We start from the raw sequence: 18,066 nt of genomic DNA on the forward strand, positions 1-18,066 counted from the left end.
GATCCACAATACATATGCACAGATTTTATGCAAAGTATTTGTGCATACTGGGATGACAGCGGGATGACAACCGGCGACACGCCCCTGTTATCGCCCGCCGCGTAGACCGTTCGGCATGAACGTCACCGTGGAGAATTTGCGCAAGCGCTACGGCCCGGCCGTCGCCCTCGACGGCATGTCCTTCGCCGTCGAGCCCGGCCAGGTCACCGGCTTCGTCGGCCCCAACGGCGCGGGGAAGTCCACCACCATGCGGGTGATTCTCGGCCTCGACCACGCCGACTCGGGCACCGCGCTGGTGGGCGGCCGGCCGTACCGGAGCCTCAGCCGGCCGCTCTGCCAGGTCGGTTCGCTGCTGGACGCCGGAGCGCTGCAGCCCGGCCGGACAGCCCGCAACCACCTGCTCTGGCTGGCCCACTCACAGGGCCTTCCGGCCGGCCGGGTGGACACCGTCCTGGAGCAGGCGGGCCTGGCCACCGCCGCCCGCCGGCGGGCCGGTGGGTTCTCGCTCGGCATGCGCCAGCGGCTCGGCATCGCCGCCGCCATGCTCGGCGACCCGCCGGTGCTGATGCTCGACGAGCCGTTCAACGGCATGGATCCCGAGGGGATCATCTGGGTGCGCGGCTTCCTGCGGACCCTGGCCGCCGAGGGGCGGGCGGTGCTGCTGTCCAGCCATCTGATGGGCGAGCTGGAGGACGTCGCCGACCACGTGGTGGTGATCGGCAGAGGCCGGGTGGTCGCCGACACCAGCGTCGCGACGTTGCTGGCCGACACGGCTGGTGGGCTGGTCACCGTACGCACCGTGGATCCGCAGGCCGGGCCGGCGCTCGCGGGGGCCGGGGGCGGCGTGACTGCTGGCGGGGCCGGGATCCTCGCTGTCACCGGGCTGCCCGCCGAGGTTGTGGTCACGCTGCTCAACCGGGGCGGCGTCAGGTTCTCGGAGGTGGCCACCCGGCGGACCACGCTGGAGGAGGCGTACCTCGAGCTCACCCGGGACGAGGTCGAGTACCGGGCGGAGGAGCTTCGATGAACCCGGCAGCTCTCCGTGAGTTCGCCCGGCTGTTGCGGGCCGAGTGGACCAAATTGCGTACCGTCCGAGGCTGGGTCGTGGCCCTGCTCGGCGGCATGGCGGCGATGATCGCGCTCGGCACGCTGACCGGCGTCCAGGGCTCGTGCGGCAAGACGAGCTGTGTGCTGCCGACCGGCCCGGACGGCCGGGAGGTCACCGACTCCTTCTCTTTCGTGCACCAGCCGCTGAACGGCGACGGCAGCATCACCGTGCGGGTCGCCGGGATGAGCGGGATGCTGCCGGCTGAGCCCGGCGCCGAGGAGAAGCAGGCGGAGGGCAAGGGGCCGCAACGGGCCGGAAGTCCGTCGGCTGGGACGCCTGGTCTCGCTCCGTGGGCCAAGACCGGGCTGATGATCAAGAACGGCACCGAGGAGGGTACGGCGTACGCGGCGATCATGGTGACCGGCGCTCACGGCGTACGGATGCAGCACGACTTCACCCACGACAAGGCCGGCTCGGCCGGCACCGCGCCTCGCTGGCTGCGCCTGACCCGCGCCGGCGACCGCATCACCGGTCAGGAATCGCCCGACGGACGCGCTTGGACCACCGTCGCGGAAGTGCGGCTCGACGGTCTCCCGGCCACCGTGCAGGCCGGCATGTTCGCGACCTCGCCGCAGTACAACAAGGTCACCGACAGCCTGCTCGGCAGCTCCGCGTTCGGCGGCCCCAGCCGGGCCACCGGCGAGTTCGACAACCTGGACCGGCAGGGCGACTGGCCGGCGCAGACCTGGACCGGCACCCGCATCGGCGGGGTCGTCACCGAACCCGTCGACGATCCCCAGCTCACCGGCCCGGTCTACCGGGTGACCGGCTCGGGCGACATCGCACCGGCCACCGCGGGGCTCGCCGGACTCGGCGTCACCATCACGCAGACCCTGGTGGGCACGTTCGCCGCACTCCTCGCGGTGGTGGTCCTCGGCGCCGTCTTCGTCACCGCGGAGTACCGGCGAGGGATGATCCGGACCACCCTGGCCGCGGCACCACGGCGCGGCCGCGTGCTCGCCGCGAAGACCGTGGTGCTCGGTGGCAGCACCTTCGTCGCCGGCCTGATCGCGTCGCTCCTGGTCGTCGAACTCGGCGGCCGGATGATGGTGTACCGCGGCGTCTACCTTCATCCCGCCCCGGCCGAGACCGAAGCGCGGGTCATCGCCGGGACCGCCGCCCTGCTCGCCTGTTCCGCGGTGCTCGCGATGGCCCTCGGCACGCTGGTGCGCCGCAGTCTCACCGCGGTCACCACCGGGATCGCGCTGATCGTCCTCCCCTACCTGCTGTCGCTGAGCGCGCTGTCCGGCGCGGCGGCCGAGTGGGTGCTGCGGGTGACGCCGGCCGCCGCCTTCGCCCTGCAACAGAGCACCCCGGCATATCCGCAGGTGGACAACCTCTACACGGCCGAGGCCGGTTACTTCCCGCTGCCGCCGTGGGGAGGACTGGCGGTCCTGGCCGGCTGGACGGTCGTCGCCCTGGCCGCGGCGGTCGTGGTGCTGCGCCGGCGGGACGCGTGATGCCCGGTCCGCGGATGGCGGTGGTGCGTGCGGAATGGACCAAGCTGTGGACCGTACCCGGAACTCTGTTGCTCCTGATTGTCGCGGCAGCGACGACGGTGGCGGTGGCGGTCCTCGCGGTGGCCACCGAGACGTGTCCCGAGCCGGAATGCGGTGTCGCGGCGATGCTCACCGGCGTCCGGCTCGGGCAGGCCGTCATCGCGATCGTCGCCGTCCTCATGATCAGCGACGAATACCGGACCGGGCTCATCCGGCTCACGTTCGCCGCTGTGCCGAACCGGTCGGGTGTGCTCGCCGCCAAGGCCGGGGTGCTCACTGTCGTGCTCACGGTCACGGCGGCTGTCGCGGTGCTCGGTTCGCTGCTCGGCGGCCGGCTCGTGCTGCCCGGGCGTGGATATGCGGCCCCGTCCCTCGCCGACGGTGAGGTGGCGCGTGCGGTGGGCGGGTCGGTTCTGTACCTGGTGCTGATCGGGCTGCTCGGCCTCGGGGCCGGAACGTTGCTGCGTAGTCCGGCGGGGGCGATCGGCACGGTTCTCGGGCTGATCTACGTGGTGCCGATTATGGCGGCGGCGGCTCCGGATCCTAAGTGGGAACGCCGCCTGCAGCAGATCGGGCCGATGGATGCGGGGCTGGCGATCCAGAAGACGGGGGATCTGGCGGGTTTGCCGGTGCAGCCGTGGCACGGGTTGGGTGTGCTGGTGTTGTGGGCAGCGGGCGCCCTTGTCCTGGCCGGTGTTCTGCTACATCAACGCGACGCCTGAGCTGGGGTTCGTCTGTCGCCCGTCGCACCTGTTCCGCGGCCGGGGTTGTCCCCCGGCCGCGGTGGGTGATCAGTTGGAGTGCTGGACCGGTGCGGCCTGGCCGTCGGTGCCGGGGGTGCCCGCGGCGGCCTTCGGCTTGGCGTCGATGCCCGCCTCGAGCCGCTGCTGCGCGGTGATCGGGGTGGGAGCCGTGGTCAGCGGGTCGAAACCGCCACGCGTCTTCGGGAAGGCGATGACCTCGCGGATCGACTCGTTGCCGGAGAGCAGCATGCAGGTCCGGTCCCAGCCCAGGGCGATACCGGCGTGCGGCGGCGGGCCGTACTTGAACGCCTCCAGCAGGAAGCCGAACTTGTCCGCGGCCTCCTCCGCCGTGATGCCGAGCAGCTCGAACACCCGGCTCTGCACGTCGGCCCGGTGGATACGGACCGAGCCACCGCCGATCTCGTTGCCGTTGACGACGATGTCGTACGCGTAGGCCAGCGCCTGATCCGGAGCGGTCTCGAAGGTGTCGATCCACTCGTCGTTCGGCGACGTGAACGGGTGGTGGACCGCGGTCCAGCCGCCCTCATCCGTCCGTTCGAACATGGGAGCGTCCACCACCCAGCAGAACGCCCAAGCGCTCTCGTCGATGAGGCCGGCCCGCTTGGCGATCTCGATACGAGCGGCGCCGAGCAACTCCTGCGCCTCCCGGCGCTCGGTCGCGGCGGCGAAGAAGACGGCGTCGCCGGGCTTCGCGCCGACCTGGTCGGCCAGGCCGGACAGGTGCTCGGGCGACAGGTTCTTGGCAACCGGGCCCTTCGGCTCACCGGTCTCCGCGTCGAGAACCACGTAGGCCAGGCCGCGGGCACCCCGGGCCTTCGCCCAGTCCTGCCAGCCGTCCAGCTCCTTGCGGGTCTGCGAGGCACCGCCCGGCATGACGACCGCACCCACGTAGCCACCGGCGTCGATCGCACCCGCGAACACCCGGAACGCGGTACCGCGCAGGTACTCGGTCAACTCGACCAGCTCGACGCCGTAGCGCAGGTCAGGCTTGTCGGAGCCGTAGCGGTTCATCGCGTCGGTCCAGGTGATCCGCGGGATCGGCAGCTGCACCTGGTAGTCGGCGAGCTCGCTCCACAGCTTGCTGACGATCTCCTCGCCGAGCGCGATGATGTCGTCCTGCGTGACGAACGACATCTCGATGTCGAGCTGGGTGAACTCCGGCTGCCGGTCGGCGCGGAAGTCCTCGTCCCGGTAGCAGCGGGCGATCTGGTAGTACCGCTCCATGCCGGCGACCATCAGCAGCTGCTTGAAGAGCTGCGGGGACTGTGGAAGCGCGTACCAGGTGCCCGGCTGGAGGCGGACCGGCACCAGGAAGTCACGGGCGCCCTCGGGGGTCGACCGCGTCAGCGTCGGCGTCTCGATCTCGTTGAAGTCCCGCGCGTGCAGGATGTCGCGGGCGATCTGGTTGGCGCGGCTGCGCAACCGCAGAGCCTTCGCCGGACCGGAGCGGCGCAGGTCGAGGTAGCGATACTTCAGGCGCAGGTCGTCGGAGGCGGTGATCGTGTCGTCCACCGGCAGCGGCAGCGGGGCCGCCTCGGAGAGCACGGTCAGCTCGCTGGCGACCACCTCGACGGCGCCGGTGGCCAGCTCCGGGTTCTCGTTGCCGGCCGGGCGGGCGTTGACCTCGCCGACGACCTTCACGCAGAACTCGTTGCGCAGCGCGTGCGCGTCTTCCTCGCGGAACACGACCTGGACCACGCCAGAGGCATCCCGCAGGTCGACGAAGATGACGCCGCCGTGGTCGCGCCGGCGGGCAACCCACCCGGCGAGCGTCACCGTCGTGCCGGCGTCGCTTGCGCGCAGGATGCCGGCGTCATGGGTACGGATCACGGAAACGTCTCCTAACAGAGTTCGCGGGGCGCACCCGACATTCTGTCAGGCACCCCCCGCGCCGCGCGCCACGGGCCGGTCACCGTCACACCAGCCGCCCGGTCACCCGCGCACCTGCCGGTCGGTCACCGGGGCGCCAGCTGCCGGCGCACTGCCGACCGGTCACCGGGGTACCTGCCACGAGGTGGCACGCAGGCCGGCGGTGCCGGTTCCGCCGACGTCGATGATCTCCACAAGCACAAGTTCGGCCGGATTACCGGAAGTCAGCACGCACAGCGCCGTACCCTTCTTGACCTCCACATCAGCCCCCGGCCCGAGCGGACTGGTCCGAATCGCCCGCAGACATCCCGCGGCATCAAGGTCGGCCCCGGTGCGCTGGCTGCCTGCCGCCGCCCCCGCGCCCAGACTGAGGCGGGGCGGCTCATCACCGCACCGACTGTCGTACCGCAAGTCCGCAGCCTGCTCCTCGGCATCCGCCCGCGGTTCGTCAAGGTCGAGGAAGAGCACCGCTGAGCAGCCCACCTGGACGCGCAGAGGCTCTTTGGCATACGAAACCGGATATTCCTCGGGCTCCGGCGGCCGGTTCGCCGCTTGGTTTCCGTTGCTGTTCCCGGCCTGGTTGCCGGTTCCGTTGCCGGCCTGGCTCCCAGCCTGGCTCCCAGCCTGGTTGCCGGTTCCGTTACCGGCCTGGCTCCCAGCCTGGTTGCCGTTTCGGTTGCCGGCCTGATTCCTGGTTGCGTTTCCGCCCCCCGCCAACGCCTGTGCCGTTTGCTCGTGCGCCGCCCGCGCCGCCTCCATCGCCCGCCACGACAGGAACCCGGCCGCCGCCGAGACGACCAGCGCAAGCACACTCAGCACCACCGCCAGAACATTCCCGGCACGACGCTTCGGTTTGGCCGCCCGCTCCTTCGACTCACGCAACGGCTCGGTCGGCCCCTCCGCCCCGCCAGTCCGTTCCGCCCCGCCAGTCCGTTCCGCCCCGCCAGTCCGTTCCGCCGCAGCCATCCGCTGCGAAGGCGGCGTCCACGGCGCAGGACTACTCGGCCGTGGCGCAGGAACACTCCCCGGGTAGGTCCCACCCTGATGAACGCCCGAACCTCCGGACTGCTGACTGCCGTCCCGTCGAGCCCCCTGATGCTGGCCGCCTTGGTGCTGGCCGCCCTGGTACTGACCTCCCTGATGCTGGCCTCCCTGAACCGCGCCTCCCGGCTGACCCCCAGGATGCTGGCTTCCTTGATGCGGATGCCCAGCCTGAACTCCCGCGTTCGCGGGATGATGCCCCGCAGCACCCGTATGGTCCCCGGGATACGTGGCGGCATTCTCAGCCGGCCGGTTGGCAGTCGGTTCGCTGGCAGCTGCACGGAAAACGGGCATGACGGACTCCAGCGGCGCAGGGGAAGAAAGCGCTTGATCAGCGCCTAATCACCATAAACAGCTGTGATCTCCATCAACCATCCCCCAGCGAGGCGACCCACCACGTGATGATTCCTCCTGTCGGCACACCCTTCTCACCTCTTCCTCGCCTTCTCACCTCGCCCTCTCACCTCTTCCTCTCGCCCGTGTTCAGAGGTAGGTGTGCAGCACGTCCACCACCCTTCTGTCCTCGTCCACCAAGGGGATGTCCCGCCATTTGTCGAAGGCAGTACACGGGTGCGAGATCCCGAACCGGATCAGCTCGCCCGGCTCCACCGTGACGCCGTCGACAGCGAGATACGTGTGGTGGTCGTTCAGCTTGCTAACCCGCAGCCCGGTCGCCGGTCGCAGCGACCCGTCGAGTCCGCGGATCTCCAGCGGTTCCGGCAGCCCTTCGTCGAACGGCGCGTCCCGCTTGCCCATCCCCGCGAACGCCAGCCCCGGCTCCGGCGTGGAGATCACCTGCGCCCAGATCTCCAGCGCCGCGGTGAGCGTGCCCTCCCCGGGAACCCGGACGAACGGCGTCCGCTCCCGGTAGAACCCGTCGTCGTGGGTGACCGACGCGCCGCTGCGCAGGATCACCCGCGCCCGCCCGCTGACCCCGGCGAAGCGCTCGGCGACCCGATCGAACCAGGCGCTGCCCCCGGCGGTGAGAATCGGATCCTTCGGCAGCAGGCCCGCCTTCTCCAGCCGCTCGAACCCCTCGACGACCCGGTCCAGGAACTCGTCGACGCCGGCCTGATCGGGTAGCTGTCCCTCGTACCCCGTCACCCCCACCAACTCGACACCCGGCGCCGCAGCGACGGCCCGCGCCACGTCCTCGAGTTCGTCCAGAGTCCGCACCCCGGTACGCCCGTCCACGTGCCCGAGCTCGGCGAACACCCGGAACGGCCCGCCGGCCGCGGCCGCCGCGTTCACCCCGGCGATCGAATCAACCTGGAAGTACACCTCCCAGCCCGCCGCACACTGCTCCGCCAGCCAGCGCAGCGCCGACGGATCAAGGATCTCGTTGGCGATCAGCACCCGCTCGATGCCGAGCCGCCGCAGCACGAGTGCCTGGTTCGGGGTCGCCACCGTCATCCCCCACGCACCGGCACGAAGCTGCGCCTCGATCAACCCGGGCGCCATCGTCGTCTTGGCGTGCGGGGCGAAGTCCAGGCTGTGCCGCCGGCAGAAGTCAGCCATCGTGGCGATGTTGGCCTCCACCGCGGAGCGCCGAACCACCAGCAACGGCCAGGTGAAATCACCGGCGAAGATGCTTGGTCGATCCGCCGCTATCCGCTCCGGGCTCCGGGACTCGTCCGGCGACCAGAACCCCTTGCTCCGCCAGTCGATCGTCACGTTGTCCTCCCTTGTCGGCCGATGCTGGACCCATGCCGGCCGCCGCTAGACCCTTGTCGGCCGCTGCTGGACCCTTGTCGGCTGTTGCTGGACCCTTGTCGGCTGTTGCGAGACTTCCTGTCATGGTCGACATTGCGCTGCCTGCCACCTTCACCCGGACCGTCGAGGAGTGCTGGGGAGCCGACGGGCGGCGGTGGCTGGCCGGATTGCCCCAGATCGCGGGACAGGTCCTGGGGAAATGGGATCTGACCATCGAGGATCCGTTTCCGTTGAGCATGAACTGGGTGACCCGGGTACGCCGGTCGGACGGGACAACGGCCGTCCTGAAACTCGGCGTGCCGGAGGGAGGGCACCTCGCGGACGAGGCCACCGCCCTGGAGTTCTTCGGCGGGAAGGGTGCGGTGAGGCTGCTGGCCCGCGACGACATCCAGGGTGCCTTGCTGATCGAGGAGGCCCGGCCCGGTGTGCAGGCCCGCTCGCTCGTCCCGCACCGGGACGTCGACGCCACGGCCGCGCTGATCGACGTGATGCGCCGGCTGCACCGGCCCGCACCGCCCGGCCTGCCTCTTCCGGACCTGGACCGCCGGGTCGCCTCGTTCGACGACCATCTGCGCCGGTTTCCCGATGACGGCCCGGTTCCGCGGCACCTGGTGGAGCGGGCCCGGGAGCTTTTCGCCGGCCTCTGCGCCACCGCCACCGAGCGGGTGGTCCTCCACGGCGACCTGCACCACGACAATGTGCTGACCGCCGACCGGGAGCCGTGGCTGGCCATCGACCCGCACGGTGTCATCGGCGATCCCGGTTACGAAGCCGGCGCGCTGCTCTACAACCCGGATCCCGAGGGCACCGACGACACGGTTCTGGACCTCGCCGAAGCCCGGATCGAACAACTCGCCGACGGGCTCGGCATCCCCGTCGAACGGGTGACCGCCTGGGGTTTCGTGCAGGGAGTGCTCTCCGAAGTGTGGACCTTCGAGGGGAACGGCACGGCGAACATGCGCTCGCTGCGCCTTGCAGAGCGGCTCCTGCCCCTGCTGTCCTGATCTCATGAGCTGCTCCGGCGCAGGTCTCATGACGCACTCCAGCGCAGGCTTCAGGGTGCGCTCCAGCGCCGGTCTCATGGCGCGCTCCAGCGCAGGCTTCAGGGTGCGCTCCAGCGCCGGTCTCATGGCGCGCTCCGGCGCAGGTCCGCGGTCATCTCGTGCAACTGGGCGAGCCGGTCGTCCAGCCGGCGAGGACTTCCCGGTGCGTCCGGTCGCGCGTCCCAGGGTCGGGGCCCCGCCAGTGGCCGGTAGTTGACGCCGAGCGCATCGAGCCTGGCCAGATGGGCGGGCAGACGGCTGGAGAACTCGGCGAAGTCCCGGGCCGGCGGGCCCCAGACCGTCTCGGCGAAGGCGCACAGCCGGGGAAAGGCCTGGTAGTCGACGCGCCGGGCGGACTCCAGATGCTCCGTCCAGATGTTGGCCTGCCCGCCGAGGACCAGGGCGGCCTCGGCTGCCGTGAGACCCTCGGGAATCGGCTCGAAGGCATACACGTCTGCCAGCGTGAGCCGGGTGCCGACCGGCGTGGGCTCACCGGGGTCGTCGGACTGCCGGTAGTCCAGATAGACCGAGGTGTCCGGACAGGCGACCACCTCGTGTCCGGCCCGGACGGCATGGGAGGTCGGCGCCACACCACGCCAGGCGGCCACCACCGAACCCGGTGGAGCGCCACCCGCCAGGATCTCGTCCCAGCCGTAGAGCCGGCGACCGCGGCCGGCGAGATGCTCGGCCAGCCGGGCGGTGAACCAGGGCTGCAGCTTGTCGGGTCCTGACAATCCCTCCGCCCGGGCGCGCTCCCGCGCCACAGCGCTCTCCTGCCACTCCGTGACCGGGCACTCGTCGCCACCGATTCCGATCAGCTCGCTCGGAAAGATGTCGCAGACGTGGTCGAGCACGGCCCGGCAGAAGTTGAGCGCCTCCGGGCCGACGTTGAGAACGTGCGACGAGACGCCCCAGGACGGACGCACCGGCCCGGCATAACCGTGCCCCAACTCGGGATAGGCGGCGACGGCGGCCTGCATGTGACCGGGCATGTCCACCTCGGGCACGACCGTGACGTGCCGATCCGCCGCGTAGGCCACGATCTCGCGCAGGTCGTCGCCGGTGTAGAACCCGCCGTGGGGCCGCCCGTCGAAGGCGCTGTGCGAGCGGGAACCGAGCATGGTCGTCTCCCGCCACGCACCCACCGAGGTGAGCAGGGGCCGCCCGGGCACCTCGATCCGCCAGCCCTGATCGTCGGTGAGGTGCAGGTGCAGCACGTTGAGCTTGTGGAACGCGGCGAGGTCGACGAGGCGCAGAACGTCGGCGACCGGCATGAAGTGCCGGGCCACGTCGAGCATCACCCCGCGCCAGGCGAAACGTGGCGCATCCACGACCCGGCACCCCGGCACACGCCAGGGGCCGTCAGCGATCCGGGCTCGGCGCAGCGAGGCCGGTGGCAGCAGCTGCCGCAACGTCTGAGCACCGTAGAAGACGCCCGCAGCCGAACCGCCCTCGATCCGGAGCCCGCCCGGGGAGGCGTCGAGCACATAGCCTTCGGCGGGCAGCCCGGGATCGATCCGGAGGTGGACGCCGCCGCCATCGCTGTCGCCGGGAGGCAGGTAACAGCCGGTGGCCGCGCCGATCGTGGCACGCAGCCAGGACGCGACTCCGCCGAGACTCGGATCCGCCTCCACCCGCGTCGCGGCGTCGAGCAGGAAGAAGCCGTCGGTGACCGTGACCGAGCCGGGTCGAGGAACAAGGTTCGTAAGTGGCTCGTTCATGACGCCTCCTTGACCTGGCGAGCGCTTAGGAGGACGCTACAACGAACCACATACGAACCACCAGGGTTTCGCGGATCGGGAAAGGAGCGCCATGAGAATCGGGCTGATCGTCCACACCGGTCATCGCGAGCGCTTCACCGAGGCGGCAAGGACCCTGACCGGCGTCTCGTTCGCCTGGGCGTTCTACGAGCGGGAGGAGCAGATCCGCGACCTGATCAGCGGTCTGCTGGCACCCAGTGACCTAGACGGATTGCTGCTCGGCCTGGTGCCGTTCGCTCGTGCCCGCGACCTGCTGCCCCCCGGGCTGCCGGTCGCCGTGACGCGGTCCGCGGCGCTCGATCTGGCTCTGGCGTGGGCGCGGGCAAGGGGCAACGGCTGGCCCGCCACACCGGTCAGCATCGACACCTTCACCGAGGAAACCGTCACCGAGGTGGCCACCGCCCTCAGCCTGGACCGGTCGGCCATCGCCACCCTGCCGTTCGACCCCGACCAGCCGATCGCCGAGGTCGTCGAGTTCCACCGCCGGCAGCTCACCCGCACCGGCGCGCACTACGTGATCAGCGTCCGCACCGGGGTCGCCGCCGCCCTCGACGGCCGGGCCGCCGTGCTGCACGCTCTGGCCACCCCCGGCACGATCCGCGCCGACCTGCACGAGCTCGTCCTGCGGGTGCGACGCCGGCGCGCCGACGAGCAACGGTTCGCGGCAGCCGTCTTCCGCGCCCCCGCGGCGAACACACGGGAGGCGCTCCGCCAGGCCCTGCAAGACCTCCCCGAGCTCGCGGACGCGTGGGTCGAGGAGCACGGGCCACGCGGCGTGGTCGCGTTCGCTCCGGCAGCAGCCTTCGAGTCGCTGACCCAGCACTGGGTCTGCGCCCCCGGCCCCTGGCACACCCCGCGCCCGGCAGCGTCCGAGCCCAGCACAGCCGGCGCTGCAGCCTCCGAGCCCAGCACAGCCGGCGCCACAACCTCCGAGCCCAGCACAGCCGGCCCCACAACCTCCGAGCCCGGCCCAATGCCGGGTGTCGGCGCCGTGGCCGGGTTCGGCATCGGCTCCTCCGCCCGGCGCAGTGTCGCCCTCGCGGAGCAGGCCGCCGACCGGGCTGAGCGAGACGGCATCCCGGCGGCATACCTGATCACCGACGATGGAGTCATGATCGGGCCGATGGGGACGTCCGGCCCCACCCTCACCTACACCTACCGGCAGCACGGTGGCCTCGAGACGCTGGCAACCCGGGCCGGGCTCAGCCCCGCCACGCTGTCCCGGCTGGCCGCGCTGGAGCGTTCCCTCGCCGGGCGGCCGGTCTCCCCCGGCGAGCTGGCGAGCGCCCTCGGCATCACCGACCCGAGTGGGCGGCGCCTGATCCGCAAACTCGCCGAGGCCCGGCTGGCAGTCCCGGACGGCAGCACCCAACCGCACCACAAGGGCCGCCCGGCACGTCTCTACCGTCTCTCGATCGCCTCGGCCCTGGCCGCGAGTGAGGCCTTCCCGGCCGACAACCCTCAGGACGGCGCCCCATGACATGGGATCTTCTGCTGACCGGCGGCCGGCCCGGTGACGTGGCGGTCCGCGACGGTCTGATCGCCGCGGTCGGGCCTGAGCTCCCCCGCGACGCCCGCCAGGTGATCGACGTGCCCGGCAGGCTCGTCACCCCCGGCCTGATCGACCTTCACACACACGTCGGCCCCGGCTACTGGGGCATCGATCCCGACCCGATCGCCTGGTGCTCCGGGGTCACCACCTGGGTGGACGCCGGTTCCGCGGGAGCCTTCACCCTGTCCGGCCTGCGCCGCGTCGCCGCCGAATCCGCCGTCCGGGTGCCGGCGCTGCTCAACATCTCCGCCCTGGGCCTCGCCGGGCGGACCGGAGAAAACCGTGACCTGGCAAACTGCGACACCGCATTGGCGATCGACACCATCCAGGCAAACCGCGACCTGATCCGAGGCATCAAGGTCCGCATCGACATCGAGTCCGTGGGCGCCAACGGCGTCGAGCCGCTGCGCCGCGGCATCGCCGCCGCCGAGACGTGTGGTGTGCCCGTCATGGTCCACATCGGCGCCCCTCCACCCGCCCTCGACGAGGTGCTCGACCTGCTCCGGCCCGGCGACATCGTCACCCACTGCGCCAGCGGCATCGCCGCCCCACTCGGCCCGGCGGTGCACGCCGCCTCCGCCCGCGGCGTGCTGCTCGACCTCGGCCACGGGTCCGGCGGCTTCGCGTTCGACGTGCTGGAGGCCCAACTGGACGCCGGTCTGCGGCCGTACACGATCTCCACCGATCTGCACGCCCGCTCAGTGCACGGCCCGGTGTTCGACCTGCCCACCACGATGGCCAAGCTCCTCGCCGTCGGCCTGCCGCTGTCCGACGTGGTCGCCGCGGTCACCGAACATCCGGCCCGGGCGCTGGGCCTGCCCGGCGGGACACTCACGGTGGGTGCCCCGGCCGACCTCGCGATCTTCGACGTACGAGCGGAGCACTTCCCCGTCGTCGATGCTCACCGCCAGGTCCGCACCTCCCCCACCCGGCTCGTCAACGAGGCCACCTACGTCGCCGGCCGTCTCCTGACACCGCGACTGCCCGCCCCACCCGCACCCTGGATCCCACTCACCGAAGCGCAGCGGTCAGCCCTGGCCGATCGCGAGCGCCGCATCCGTCACCTGCTCTCCACGCCGCTTGTCGACGTGGACGGGCTGGCCGAACAATTTCCCAGACCGAACCCGAGGAGTTCCTGATGCCCAAGCGTGCTGTGCTGACCGACAAGGCAGCCCCGGCCGGCGGCCCCTACTCGCACGCCGTCGTCGCCGGCGACACCATCTACCTGGCCGGAGCAGTCCCCGCCCTGCCCGACGGCACGTGGGTCACCGGTTCCTTCGCCGAACAGGCCCACGCCGCCTTCCGCAACCTCGCAGCCGTCGCCGAGGCCGCCGGCTCCAGCCTCGACCAGGCAGTCCGCCTCGGCGTCTACCTGCGCGACTTCGGTGACTTCGACGAGATGAACGAGATCTACAAGCAGTACATCAAGGGCGACCACCTCCCGGTCCGCACCACCCTCCCCGTCCCCCTCGTCGGCTTCGACATTGAAATCGACGCCGTCCTCTACACCGGCCCCTGACACCCACTCGCGAGGACCCGCCCCGCCACCGGGGCGGTCCGGCGAAACCAACCAGCCAGCAGGTCGGCCTGCGCAGCCCCACCCCGGGCGACGCCGGGCGGACCCGCCCAGCCACTCGGGCCCACCCGCCCAGACGGGGGATAGCGATGGACATAAGTGGGTACCGGGGCTTCCATGCCTTCTCCCGGAGAGTTGCTCGGTGCCCGCTATCGGCTGGACGACCGAATCGCCGCGGGCGGCATGGGGGAGGTGTGGCGGGCCACCGACACGGTTCTTGAGCGGCCGGTGGCGGTGAAGACGTTGCTTGCCGGGTTTGCGGGCGACGTGGGGTTCCGGACCCGGTTCCATCACGAGGCGCGGGCCATGGCGGCGCTCCGGCATGCGGGGGTGGCGCCGGTCTACGACTTCGGGGACACCGGTGAGGGCGCCTTCCTGGTGATGGCCAGGGTGGACGGGCTGCCTCTGGACCGGTGGATCGCCGAACGTGGGCCGTTGTCCCCGCACCAGACGATGTCGATCGTGGCACAGGCGGCTCGCGCGCTGGGAACGGCGCACGAAGCGGGGATCGTGCACCGTGACGTGAAGCCCGGGAACCTGATCATCGAGCCTGACGGCAACGTGGTTCTCGTGGACTTCGGGGTTGCCCGCTCGGCTCACTCGGCCGATCTCACCGGTGCGAAGGAGGTGGTCGGTACGGCGCTCTACATCGCTCCGGAGCAGGTCGCCAAGCGGACCACCGGGCCCTCCGCCGACCAGTACGCGCTGGGCATCGTGGCGTATCACTGCCTTGCCGGGAGACCGCCGTTCATCGGCGACAACCCGCTGGCCGTCGCGTTGCAGCACCTCGACAGTGAGCCGCCGCCCCTGCCCGCGAGCGTGCCCGCCCCCGTGCGGGACCTGATCGCCACCGCCCTGGCGAAGGACCCGGCTGCCCGCTTCCCCTCCGCCTTCGCGATGGCCGAGGCCGCCGACACCGCCGCGGCCCAGACCCGCGACACCAACACCAACACCAACGGCCTCGGCGCAGCAGGCACACCGGGCAACGTGGCGGCCGCTGACCAAGTCGGCATCACAAAGACGGCCATCGCGCCCTTCATCGGATCGGCTGCGGCACCGCCGGCCCGCCCGCACCCCGCTTTCGCTACCGAGACCGACATCGGAAGCGACACCGGAAGTGGCATCGGGAGCACTACTGGGGACGGCACTGAAGGCGGCATCGCAGGAGGCGGCATCGCAGGAGGCGGCATCGCAGGAGGCGGCATCGCAGGAGGCGGCATCGCAGGAGGCGGCATCGCAGGAGGCGGCATCGGGAGCAGCACCACGAGCCCCGCCAACTCACCGCCCGTCTCCGACACCACGCGCTGGACACCCACCACCATCCCCGCCCCACCCGCGAACCCCCGCCCTCGCCCTCAAAAGGCACTGATCGCGCTAGCCGCGGGCCTCCTGACACTCCTGGGAATCGGTGCCGTGTTCGCCTTCGCCGACCCGTTCGGGTATTTCGACGAGCCCGGATCGTCCACTCCGGCGCCCGCCGTCTCCGTTCCCGAGCGCTCAGCCGCCCCCGCCAAGAAGGGCAACTCCGGCAAGGGAAACACCACCACCAAACCCACCAAGAAGGACGAATCCCGCGCCCCCGCTGACGAGGACGACGATCAAGAGGAGGCGACGAGACCCGCGGCGACCAGCCCGGCAGCGACCGCTACGGCGACACGGACCCCGGAGGAGACAACGACAACCACCGACGCCCCGGAGGAGGAGCCGACGACCACGACGGCACCTGAAACTCCGGCCCAGCCTGAGCCGACCGAGTGACAAAAGTCTGGTTGACCGCCCGTGCCTACGCTGTGAATCGATCGGTAGTATCCCCGACTCTGCCTCGTTGAACTGGGCAGATATCCGGCCACAGCTTCCCCCCAAGGCAGGTCATGTCGGTCACCATTGACAGTGTTGTTGAACGGTCGCGCCCGGAACCCCCGGCGTCCCCAGCCCCAGCGGCGCGGCCACATCTCGGTTTCCGGCCCGACATCGAGGGCATGCGCGCTGTCGCTGTGACACTGGTCGTGCTCTCGCACGCCGGCCTCACCGGGCTCGCGGGCGGCTATGTCGGTGTGGACGTCTTCTTCGTCATCTCCGGCTTCCTGATCACCACGCTGCTCGTGAACGAGCTGAGCCGGAGCGGCACCGTCTCCCTCGCCCGCTTCTACGCGCGGCGCGCTGTCCGGCTGCTGCCGGCCTCGACCGTGGTGCTGGGCGCCACGGTGGTCGCCGCCTGGTTCTGGCTGCCGTCGACCCGGTTCAACTCGATCAGCCTGGACGCCCTCTACGCCACCTTCTACGGGATCAACTGGCGGCTCGCGAGCGAGGGCGTCGAGTACCTCAACGCCGACGCCGCGCCGTCTCCGCTGCAGCACTTCTGGTCGCTGGCCGTGGAGGAACAGTTCTACCTGATCTGGCCGCTTCTGATCCTGCTGTTGGCAATGACAGCGAAGCGCAGAAGCACAGCGAAGGGCAGAAGCACAGCGAAGGGCGGGAGCACAGCGAAGGGCGGGAGCACCAGGAAACCGCTCGTCATCTCGCTCTTGGTGATCACCGCGGTATCGCTGGCGGTGAGCGTCAACCAGACGCAGACGTCGGCGCCGTGGGCGTACTTCGGTGCGCACACCCGGGCCTGGGAGCTGGCCATCGGAGCGCTGGTGGCGATCGGCGCGGCTCGGCTCGCGGGGCTGCCCGGCAAGCTCGCGGCCGTGGTGACCTGGGCCGGTCTGGGCGCGGTGGTGGCGTCGGCGCTGCTCTACACCGAGGAGACGCCGTTCCCCGGGTCGGCGGCGCTGCTGCCGGTGCTCGGTTCGGCGGCGATCATCGCGGCGGGCTGTGCGGCACCGAGGGGCGGGGCCTCGGTGGTGCTCGGCACGCGGCCGTTCCAGCTGATCGGGCGGTACTCGTACAGCTTCTATCTGTGGCACTGGCCGATGCTGATGATCGGTCCGCCGGCGCTCGAGATCGAGCCGACGCTGCGGGTGAACCTGCTCTTCGCAGCGGGTTCATTGATTCTCGCCGTTGTCTCGTACCATGTGGTGGAAAATCCCTTCCGGACGCTGACCTGGATCAAATCGCACTCCTGGCGCGGCCTCGGTCTGGGTCTGGGTCTGTCCGGCGCGATCGCGGCGATGGCGCTGGTGGCGGGCGGGCACACGCCGCCGCTGCCGACCGGCGACGCCGCACCCGACACGGTGCTGACCATCGCGCAGGCCGCCGACCCGCGGGCGCAGGTGCGTGCCCTGCTGGCTGAGTCGGCCGGCGTGCGCAAACTGCCGGAAAACCTGCTTCCCCGGCCGCTGAAGGCCTCCAAGGACAAGCCGGTCATTTACCGAGATGACTGCCATGCGGGGTACGAGGACAGCTACGTGCTGCGACCATGCTGGTACGGCGACCCGAGCGGAACCGACGAGATGTTCCTGTTCGGCGACTCCCACGCCGCGCACTGGTTCCCGACCTTCAACGAAATCGCCACGGAGCGTGGCCTGAAGCTGGCGAACCGGTCGAAGAGCGCCTGCCGCGCGGCGACCGTGCTGGTCTACAACGGTGTGCTGAAGCGGCCCTACCAGGAGTGTGTCGACTGGCGCGAATCGGTCTTCAAGGAGATCGAGTCGCTGAAGCCGAAGTACGTGGTGATGTCCTCGAGCGGCGGCGACCCGGGCGGCATGGTCACCCCGGACAACGTCCCGCTGGACGAGGGACCCGACGGCGACCTGCTCTGGGCCAAGGCCTGGGTCAAGTCGTTCGAGCGGCTCAAGGCGACCGGGGCGAAGCTGGTGCTGGTCCTGGACACGCCGTGGCCGGCGGGCTCCACGCCGGAGTGCATCGTCACGAACCCGAAGCGGCTGGACAAGTGCGCCCGCCCGTTGCCGGAGGCCATCCTCGAGCCGTCGCGCCGGAACATGGTCGCTGAGGCGGCCCGGAAGCGCGGCGTCACGGTGATCGATACCCAGCCGTGGTTCTGCACCGCCCAGGTGTGCCCGGCGATCATCGGGAACGCCATGGTGTGGCGGGACAACAGTCATCTCAGCACCACAGTCGCGACCGCGATGACTCCGCTGATGCGTGAGGAGTTCCCCCGCTGACACGGTGAGCCGACGACATGAGGAGCCATGGGATGGCGGCAGCAACGGAACGCCCGGATCGAGCCGGATGAGGC

Annotated in this window: 13 protein-coding genes; 9 read left to right on the forward strand and 4 right to left on the reverse strand. The window is 70.7% G+C overall.

The window, feature by feature from the left end; all coding sequences use genetic code 11:
* Positions 1-115: 115 nt before the first annotated feature.
* The 3 genes from ACFQV6_RS21545 to ACFQV6_RS21555 are packed head-to-tail and all read left to right on the forward strand — an operon-like array spanning position 116 to position 3,329.
* A complete protein-coding gene (locus tag ACFQV6_RS21545; RefSeq protein ID WP_378029328.1) occupies positions 116-1,027 on the forward strand; it encodes an ATP-binding cassette domain-containing protein in 912 nt (303 codons plus the stop codon).
* Positions 1,024-2,568, forward strand: a complete 1,545-nt coding sequence (locus ACFQV6_RS21550) for an ABC transporter permease subunit (RefSeq protein ID WP_378029329.1) — start codon at positions 1,024-1,026, stop codon at positions 2,566-2,568. The genes ACFQV6_RS21545 and ACFQV6_RS21550 overlap by 4 nt, the downstream gene beginning before the upstream one ends.
* Positions 2,568-3,329: an ABC transporter permease gene (locus ACFQV6_RS21555; protein WP_378029330.1), complete on the forward strand. Its 762-nt coding sequence runs from the start codon at positions 2,568-2,570 to the stop codon at positions 3,327-3,329. The genes ACFQV6_RS21550 and ACFQV6_RS21555 overlap by 1 nt, the downstream gene beginning before the upstream one ends.
* A gap of 69 nt (positions 3,330-3,398) precedes the next feature.
* Here ACFQV6_RS21555 and aspS read toward each other — a convergent pair whose 3' ends face one another.
* From aspS to ACFQV6_RS21570, 3 genes are all read right to left on the reverse strand, one after another.
* Positions 3,399-5,201, reverse strand: a complete 1,803-nt coding sequence (gene aspS / locus ACFQV6_RS21560) for an aspartate--tRNA ligase (RefSeq protein ID WP_378029331.1) — start codon at positions 5,199-5,201, stop codon at positions 3,399-3,401.
* A 162-nt stretch (positions 5,202-5,363) separates the two neighbouring features.
* Positions 5,364-6,122: a hypothetical protein gene (locus ACFQV6_RS21565; protein ID WP_378029332.1), complete on the reverse strand. Its 759-nt coding sequence runs from the start codon at positions 6,120-6,122 to the stop codon at positions 5,364-5,366.
* A 642-nt stretch (positions 6,123-6,764) separates the two neighbouring features.
* Complete coding sequence (locus tag ACFQV6_RS21570) at positions 6,765-7,955, reverse strand: alanine racemase (RefSeq protein WP_378029333.1); 1,191 nt, start codon at positions 7,953-7,955, stop codon at positions 6,765-6,767.
* Positions 7,956-8,077: 122 nt separating this feature from the next.
* On the opposite strand from ACFQV6_RS21570, the gene ACFQV6_RS21575 reads away from it, so the two are divergent.
* Positions 8,078-8,998, forward strand: a complete 921-nt coding sequence (locus tag ACFQV6_RS21575) for an aminoglycoside phosphotransferase family protein (RefSeq protein ID WP_378029334.1) — start codon at positions 8,078-8,080, stop codon at positions 8,996-8,998.
* A gap of 122 nt (positions 8,999-9,120) precedes the next feature.
* Here ACFQV6_RS21575 and ACFQV6_RS21580 read toward each other — a convergent pair whose 3' ends face one another.
* Positions 9,121-10,758, reverse strand: a complete 1,638-nt coding sequence (locus tag ACFQV6_RS21580; RefSeq protein ID WP_378029335.1) for a beta-N-acetylhexosaminidase — start codon at positions 10,756-10,758, stop codon at positions 9,121-9,123.
* A gap of 91 nt (positions 10,759-10,849) precedes the next feature.
* On the opposite strand from ACFQV6_RS21580, the gene ACFQV6_RS21585 reads away from it, so the two are divergent.
* The 5 genes from ACFQV6_RS21585 to ACFQV6_RS21605 all read left to right on the forward strand — a co-directional run bounded on the left by ACFQV6_RS21585 (position 10,850) and on the right by ACFQV6_RS21605 (position 17,992).
* Positions 10,850-12,277 (forward strand): transcriptional regulator, encoded by a 1,428-nt coding sequence (locus ACFQV6_RS21585; protein WP_378029336.1) that lies wholly within the window; start codon positions 10,850-10,852, stop codon positions 12,275-12,277.
* Entirely contained in the window at positions 12,274-13,488 is a 1,215-nt protein-coding gene (locus ACFQV6_RS21590; RefSeq protein ID WP_378029337.1) for an amidohydrolase family protein, read from the forward strand. The genes ACFQV6_RS21585 and ACFQV6_RS21590 overlap by 4 nt, the downstream gene beginning before the upstream one ends.
* Positions 13,488-13,868 carry a RidA family protein gene (locus ACFQV6_RS21595; protein ID WP_378029338.1) on the forward strand — a complete coding sequence of 127 codons (381 nt, stop codon included), beginning with the start codon at positions 13,488-13,490 and terminating at the stop codon, positions 13,866-13,868. The genes ACFQV6_RS21590 and ACFQV6_RS21595 overlap by 1 nt, the downstream gene beginning before the upstream one ends.
* A 174-nt stretch (positions 13,869-14,042) precedes the next feature.
* Positions 14,043-15,683, forward strand: coding sequence for a serine/threonine-protein kinase (locus ACFQV6_RS21600; protein ID WP_378029339.1), 1,641 nt, complete (start codon positions 14,043-14,045; stop codon positions 15,681-15,683).
* Between the two features lie 221 nt (positions 15,684-15,904).
* Complete coding sequence (locus ACFQV6_RS21605; protein WP_378029340.1) at positions 15,905-17,992, forward strand: acyltransferase family protein; 2,088 nt, start codon at positions 15,905-15,907, stop codon at positions 17,990-17,992.
* The last annotated feature ends 74 nt before the right edge of the window (positions 17,993-18,066 follow it).

Source organism: Actinoplanes sp. GCM10030250, assembly GCF_042666575.1.
In the GTDB taxonomy this organism is placed as follows: domain Bacteria; phylum Actinomycetota; class Actinomycetes; order Mycobacteriales; family Micromonosporaceae; genus Actinoplanes.